Consider the following 6,884-nt stretch of genomic DNA (forward strand, 5'->3'; position numbering starts at 1 on the left):
CCCCTAAACAAAAAAACCGGCTATTTAAAAATAGCCGGTTTTTTTGTTTTCAGACTCAGCGCTACTTTACAGGTAGCTCTATATCTTCAAATAACTTATCTACATCATCTTGATTGCGCAATAAACTTGCACGCTCAACGCGTTCTTTAGTTAAGTGCGGTGCAAAGCGTTCGATAAAGTCATACATATAAGTACGTAAAAAGCTGCCCTTTCTAAAACCAATTTTAGTGGTGCTTGCTTCAAATAAATGACTTGCATCAATACACACTAAATCAGTATCAGTAATTTCATCAATTGCCATTGAAGCCACTACCCCAACGCCGAGCCCCAAACGTACATAGGTTTTAATTACATCCGCATCAGTCGCGGTGAATACAATATGCGGTTCTAACCCATGGGCGCTAAATGCTTTGTCTAATTCAGAACGCCCCGTAAAACCAAATACATACGTAATTAGCGGGTATTCGGCAATATCTGCTACCGTTAAACTATTAGCTTTTTTAGCTAAAGGATGATCTTTAGCAACAACAATACTTCGGTTCCAATGATAACAAGGCAGCATAACTAAATCTGAATATAAATGAAGCGCTTCAGTTGCAATGGCAAAATCGGCATCGCCCCTTGCCGCAGCATCAGATATTTGTTGCGGTGTGCCTTGATGCATATGAAGTGATACTGCAGGGTATTTTTTCATAAACCCTTGAATAACACTTGGTAAAGCATAACGTGCCTGTGTATGCGTTGTTGCTATATTGAGTTTACCTTGATCTGGTAATGTGTGTTCGTTTGCGACGGCTTTTATACCCTCTACCTTTGAAAGTATCTCACGCGAGATATTTATAATATCTTCACCAGCACTGGTTACATGCGTTAAATGCTTGCCACTTCGCCCAAAAATTTGAACACCTAACTCATCTTCTAACATACGCACTTGTTTAGAAATACCAGGCTGTGAGGTAAATAAACTCTCAGCGGTGGCTGAAACATTTAATTTGTGATTTTGTACTTCTACGATGTATCTGAGTTGTTGTAATTTCATGGCTGCATTTTTAACGTTGTAATTTATTATAAATAAAGGCAAATTCTATAAAGCTAAATCAGTTTTACTGGAAGCGTTGATTAAGCATATAGCGTGCATTTATCGAAGTGGTGCTCAAGGCTAGCATAATAAATATACTTGAGGTAGCCATGATTAGACGAATTAATCTCATAGTCCGCATATTTAACAACAGTTAATTTACCTAATTTAAAGTTAATTCGCGCAAAACTACCCCGATAGCTTATATTTAATGTAAGATTAAAAAATTAGGTTATGAATCCGAGAATTACACCATGATCGTGTCTATTATAATTGTCCTTATAGTTGCTTTGGTTGTGATTGCACTTTGGGTAAGTGCTGTTCAGCAACACAAAGAAAAACAAGAAAATGAGCGCCGAAAAGAACTCACTAAACAAAAGGCGATCATAGAAGAAACTGAAGAAGCATTGATGAATCAGGCTAATATTCCGTTATCTGAAAACGTTATTAGAGTATTACAAAGCCGAATTGCTGAAGCACTAAAAACAATGGTTACTCATTCTCCAACTTCAAAAGCATTAAAAAGCCGTTTAGAGGAAATGAAACAGCACCTTTCTAATCCTGTTCAAGGAACTAACAGCGACTCAATGGCGTTACCAAGCAACGATAAACAACTGGTTGCGTTAATTCAGGGCATAAAAAAACTACGTGTAATACTACGCTCTGAACACAGCAAAGGGCGTATTAATAGCCAGGTTTTTACTGGTGAAGACAAACAGCTTGAAAAGCTACAACTCAAAATAAATATTGAAAGCCAAATTAAACGAGGTATTTCGGCACGTTCTGCTAGTATGGTTGGCTCTGCTAGACAATATTTTGAAAAAGCCTATGCAACGCTTAGTGCAGTGCCTTATTCAGACGAATATGTAAATGCCAAACGTCAAGAAGTAGAACGTTACCTTGAGGAAATTAGCGTTGAGCTAAAAGCGTCTAACGCAAGCGCTCTAAAAAAGAAAAACGAGCAAGAACAAGACGATTTAGATGTGCTGTTTGCCCCAAAAAAGAAATGGTAACAGCTGCTTTCCACTGAATAATATAAAAAGCCCATACATTGTATGGGCTTTTATCATTTTATATTAACTTTTATAACCGAAAGTTGAACACTTCAACAGAAATACATAACTAAACATCACTGATAGTTATCTATCAAAACAGAAATTTAATACTTACGATAAAAACGCGAATTTAACGATAAATAAGGCGGTTAATATCCACACGCTGATTGTTATGTCGCTGCGTTTACCACAAAGTAGCTTAACCGCCGTGTATGAAACAAAACCAAGTGCAATACCATGGGCAATTGAAAACGTAAGCGGAGTCATCAACAGTACAACGGCGACGGGAATTGCGTCTGTCATATCGTCCCAATCTACAAACTTAAGGTTTTGTAGCATCAGCACAGCAACATACAAAATTGCGCCCGCTGTTGCATAAGCCGGTACCATATTAGCTAACGGCGCAAAAAACATCATAAGTAAAAAGCAGCAGCCAACTACAACTGCAGTTAAGCCTGTACGCCCGCCAACAGATACACCCGCAACTGACTCTATATAAGATGTAGTCGTTGAAGTACCTAACATTGCACCTGCAATAGTGGCTGAGCTATCAGCACTGAGGGCACGCCCTAAACGTGGCATGTTTCCTTTTTCATCTGCAAGACCAGCCTTTTGAGTTACAGCAACAAGCGTGCCCGACGTATCAAATAAATCGACAAACAAAAATGCAAAAATAACGCTAAGCATTGAAAGTTCTAAAGCTGCAGCAAAATCCAATTGCATAAAAGTAGGTAGGATTGAAGGAGGGGCTGCGATAATTCCTTGGTATTCAACTAAACCTAAACCAAGTGAGATAGCAGTGACCAATAATATGCTGATCAAAACCCCACTTTTAAAATCACGATATAACAATGCCGCAATAATAAAAAAACTGAATATAGCCAGTAGCGGTCCCGGAGATGTTATGTCTCCCAACTGCACAAATGTAGCAGGACTTGCCACAATAATCCCAGCATTTTTAAGGGCAATTAAGGCCAAAAACGCACCAATACCTGTCGCAATAGCCCGCTTTAACACTAAAGGAATGGCATTTATTATCCATTCTCTAACCTTAAATAAACTTAACAATAAAAAGATACAGCCCGACATAAATACTGCGCCCAACGCAGCTTGCCACGTGTATCCCATACCTAATACAACGCCGTAAGTAAAAAAGGCGTTTAACCCCATACCAGGCGCTAACGCTAATGGATAATTGGCCCACAACCCCATAATAAAACAACCGATTGCAGCAGCTATACAAGTAGCAACAAAAGCAGCCCCTTGATCCATTCCTGCTTCTGCTAACATGGCCGGATTCACAAATACAATGTAAACCATAGTGATAAAAGTAGTCATCCCCGCAACGCATTCTCGGCGAACCGTGGACCCATTTTCGTTAATTTTAAATAAAGCTTCGAGCATAATGAACTTACAACAATAAAAAGTAGCAAGATTTTATCATAAAAAGTATATTTTTCAGGACATTTTACCTTGCGATATACTAAACTATTGAAGTAATTAACTATACCGAATGACAGCATATGATAAAAACAACACCAACCGGTCAGGATTTAGAACAGCAATTAGACAACATTTTGTCTTTTGTGACACAACCAAGTGATACTAGTTCGCCTCCTGAAAGTGATAGCTCTCAACAAACTACGCTTAATAAGGCACTCTATTATTTAAAAAATAGCCAGCCTGCCCTCGCTGCAAAATGGATGCGTTTATCGGCAATGTCTGGTGATCATCGTGGGCAATTTTATTTAGGCTTATTTTTTGTAAAAGGCCAAGGCGTTCCACAAAGCGTATTTCATGGAGTTGCATGGCTAAGTTTGTCGAGCAGCCAAGGTCATGAGCCTGCTACGATTGCGCTTGCCGATTTAAGAAAATATATAGAAACAAAACGTTTTAAAGATGCCCAATGTTATGCCGCAAGTCTGTATGAACAAATTCATCAGTTACAGTATGCCCATTTAATTCCCTCCGCACCTTAGCCAGAGCCTCCAAAACTGAGCCCCTCAAGATACTGTATACAGTACTGTTCTATACTTTATATTTAAAAACCCATGAACAAAACCTTTCACCCTGTACGAAAAACACTCACACACGGGCATTTCGATAAAATAAAAAACAATAAATATCAATAAGATAAATATTATCTCTACTATTTTTTAAAATAAACTCTGAATTTGTATAAAAAAATAGCAAAAAAACACTTGCGCCATAACACTGTATAAACTACTGTATACATGTACTGTATATAAACCCAGTGAGCGAGATATCATGTTACAGCCTATAACCGTAAGAACAGTAAAGAGCTACCAGCAAGACGAACTATCTGATTGTGTAAATGTTATTCAAATTGAAGATGAGATTTCTGCGACATTTGAGCTTTTAAAGGTGTTACACCAATACAACAGCTTAAGTGCATGGACTTTGCTAATCGCACCGGATCATGTTCCTAGCAAGGCTTTACTTGATTCATGCTCAATAGATACAAGTAAACTATTGGTTATTAGACAAAAACATCTAGTGAATTTAGAGTATGTATTACGCAGCGCACTTTATAACGGTAATTTTGCAGCAGTAATTACGTGGACAGACATGTTGAACAACCAACTGTTAGCTGATTTATCTCTTGATTTAAATAAGACAACAACGAAGTTGTATTGTTTTACTAAAAATTCTAACGTTATTGATGTACCTTCTTTAAAGCAAGCTTGTTAAACTAACGTTTTAAATTTTTTTATTAATTTTATGAACTCATTAGATAACAACGCTTGCCTGTGTGGTAGTCAACAGAATTACAAAAACTGCTGTGAACCACTATTATTAGGTGATAAACAAGCAGACACACCCGAGCAGTTAATGCGCTCTCGATTTACAGCTTACGCACAAAAAAATGCTAAATATATATACCAAACTTATGCGAGTGAGAAACAAGCAGAAAACCCTGTCAAAGAAATTAAAGAGTTTGCAACTAGTTGTCGATTTATAAGCTTATCTGTTATTGATACAAACAATGATGGAGATAGAGGAGTTGTTGAGTTCAAGGCAAACTACTTTTATCAAAATCTTTACTGTGAATTACACGAGCGGTCTCAATTTATTAAAGAGCAAGACCAGTGGCGATACCTCGATGGTATTATATTTCCAGTAGCTGATATCAAAGTGGGCAGAAATGATGATTGCCCATGTGGTAGTAACAAAAAATATAAAAAATGCCATAGCGCATAAAAATCCTCTTTTAAGTGAAGTGCACTGGGCACCTCACTTAATAGCTATTCAAACACAACCATTTAATGTAAAGCCTTAGCAATATTTATAAATATAACTCCCTTTATAACTCGTAAGGTTTAATACTAATTCCATTCATTGAGTGGCTTATACTGGTGTTAAAAGTAGTATTACTAACAATAAAAAAGTTAACGTCTTAAAACGATATGTAATGTTTTGCATTGGTTTAAAAGCATAAAGGTTGAATGTAATCTATAGGCATAAAAAATGGGCCAATGGGCCCATTTAAATAGTTTGATATGCACAAAACTAATTATTACTCGTCGTTATCAAGGTCTAACTGTTGGCGCTGTGCAGGTCTCGCTAATATTTCTAAGTAGAAAGACGTTAATTCTTGCTTTTCAATATCGCTAATGCAGTTGCTGATTTCAGCCACATGAACCACTTGAGCATCTTCGGCCGTTTTACCGAACTTACAGTCAAACGCCCAATAATCTGCATCTTCTGGTAGAGTTTTGTTGCGCTCTCTTTTCAAATATTTTTTCACTTCATGCTTCGCAGCATCAACCATACGAGGGTATTTGATTTTCTCGTGATTTAGCGTGAATGTTTTCTTCATTACGTTCCTAATTACCTTGGTTTAATGATAACGGCATTCATGTCATACCATTTGTAGCCATTATAGCAATTGCATTTAATTTTTGGATGCTTTTTTTACATTAAATCAAATTTTAGTCAATTGGGCTTTGGTGTCACCATAAAATCTTATCAATGATGGCGATAATGGTTGGAAATTATTTATGGCAACGTAAATTATGCCATCGTCAAATGTAATGGTTCTCGCTGATTTACGTCTGTTAATACATTATAAAAGCCTGCTACATCCATCTTCGGATTATCTATTTCAATTTCGTTTTTTTGTATTCGCCTGCGCACAGCAAGTTCACAATTATCTATAATGGTCAGGGGTATGTGATTTACGTCATCTCTAATCGAAAAAGGCTCGGGGTTTAAACACTGGTTTAGTTTTATATCGGCCATACCTTTATTTTCACCTACCAAGCTCAAGCGATGTGCATTAAGTTGGCCTATTAGCATATTAAATTCACTGGGCGCTAATGGTTGCTTTGGTCCTGCCCCTAATTGATCTCTTAACTGCGCTTCATCTGCGGTTGTATCTTCAGTATCAGTTTTGGGTAAATGAAATTGACTAAAATCTAAAGCATCTTGTGAAAGCATTGCCAGCAGCAATGAAAATTCACCACGGCGGTCTGCATGTACACTTTGGTTTAACCGAGTACTTAATTGCCGCTCTGTGATTAACAAATCATCGATTTGCATAGACTTTAGCCGATTAGAATGAGTAATGAATATTTATCGGCTTTATTTAAATTTTCTTTAGCTTTTTTCTTTACTTAAAGGCACATTTTGCTATTATCAGCGCCGTTGCATTGGAGGGGTTCCCGAGCGGCCAAAGGGATCAGACTGTAAATCTGACGGCTCAGCCTTCGCTGGTTCGAATCCAGCTC

8 protein-coding genes are annotated in these 6,884 nt (G+C 37.4%); 4 read left to right on the plus strand and 4 right to left on the minus strand.

All coding sequences use genetic code 11. From position 1 onward, the window contains the following. Positions 1-61: 61 nt before the first annotated feature. On the minus strand, positions 62-1,039 hold the full coding sequence (gene cysB / locus KZZ04_RS04050) for an HTH-type transcriptional regulator CysB (protein WP_006792362.1): 978 nt from the start codon (positions 1,037-1,039) through the stop codon (positions 62-64). A 293-nt stretch (positions 1,040-1,332) separates the two neighbouring features. Between cysB and KZZ04_RS04055 the strand changes: the two genes are divergently transcribed. Next, the gene (locus KZZ04_RS04055; protein ID WP_058404277.1) at positions 1,333-2,091 is read left to right on the plus strand and encodes a hypothetical protein; all 759 of its coding nucleotides are present in this window, start codon (positions 1,333-1,335) and stop codon (positions 2,089-2,091) included. A gap of 153 nt (positions 2,092-2,244) precedes the next feature. Here KZZ04_RS04055 and KZZ04_RS04060 read toward each other — a convergent pair whose 3' ends face one another. Beyond that, on the minus strand, positions 2,245-3,537 hold the full coding sequence (locus KZZ04_RS04060; protein WP_219421895.1) for an NCS2 family permease: 1,293 nt from the start codon (positions 3,535-3,537) through the stop codon (positions 2,245-2,247). Between the two features lie 119 nt (positions 3,538-3,656). On the opposite strand from KZZ04_RS04060, the gene KZZ04_RS04065 reads away from it, so the two are divergent. The 3 genes from KZZ04_RS04065 (at position 3,657) to KZZ04_RS04075 (ending at position 5,355) form a co-directional block, all read left to right on the plus strand. Next, a complete protein-coding gene (locus tag KZZ04_RS04065) occupies positions 3,657-4,112 on the plus strand; it encodes a tetratricopeptide repeat protein (protein ID WP_219421897.1) in 456 nt (151 codons plus the stop codon). Between the two features lie 289 nt (positions 4,113-4,401). Further along, positions 4,402-4,845, plus strand: a complete 444-nt coding sequence (locus KZZ04_RS04070) for a SulA-like leucine-rich domain-containing protein (protein ID WP_058404275.1) — start codon at positions 4,402-4,404, stop codon at positions 4,843-4,845. Between the two features lie 30 nt (positions 4,846-4,875). Then, positions 4,876-5,355 carry a YchJ family protein gene (locus KZZ04_RS04075; RefSeq protein ID WP_219421899.1) on the plus strand — a complete coding sequence of 160 codons (480 nt, stop codon included), beginning with the start codon at positions 4,876-4,878 and terminating at the stop codon, positions 5,353-5,355. 316 nt (positions 5,356-5,671) lie between these two features. Here the strand turns inward: KZZ04_RS04075 and KZZ04_RS04080 are convergent, their stop codons facing one another. After that, positions 5,672-5,974, minus strand: coding sequence for a DUF6172 family protein (locus KZZ04_RS04080; protein ID WP_058404273.1), 303 nt, complete (start codon positions 5,972-5,974; stop codon positions 5,672-5,674). A gap of 194 nt (positions 5,975-6,168) precedes the next feature. After that, positions 6,169-6,696, minus strand: coding sequence for a VC2046/SO_2500 family protein (locus KZZ04_RS04085; RefSeq protein WP_219421901.1), 528 nt, complete (start codon positions 6,694-6,696; stop codon positions 6,169-6,171). Between the last annotated feature and the right edge of the window lie 188 nt (positions 6,697-6,884).

It is taken from the genome of Pseudoalteromonas sp. CR1, from assembly GCF_019392235.1.
Lineage (GTDB): Bacteria > Pseudomonadota > Gammaproteobacteria > Enterobacterales > Alteromonadaceae > Pseudoalteromonas.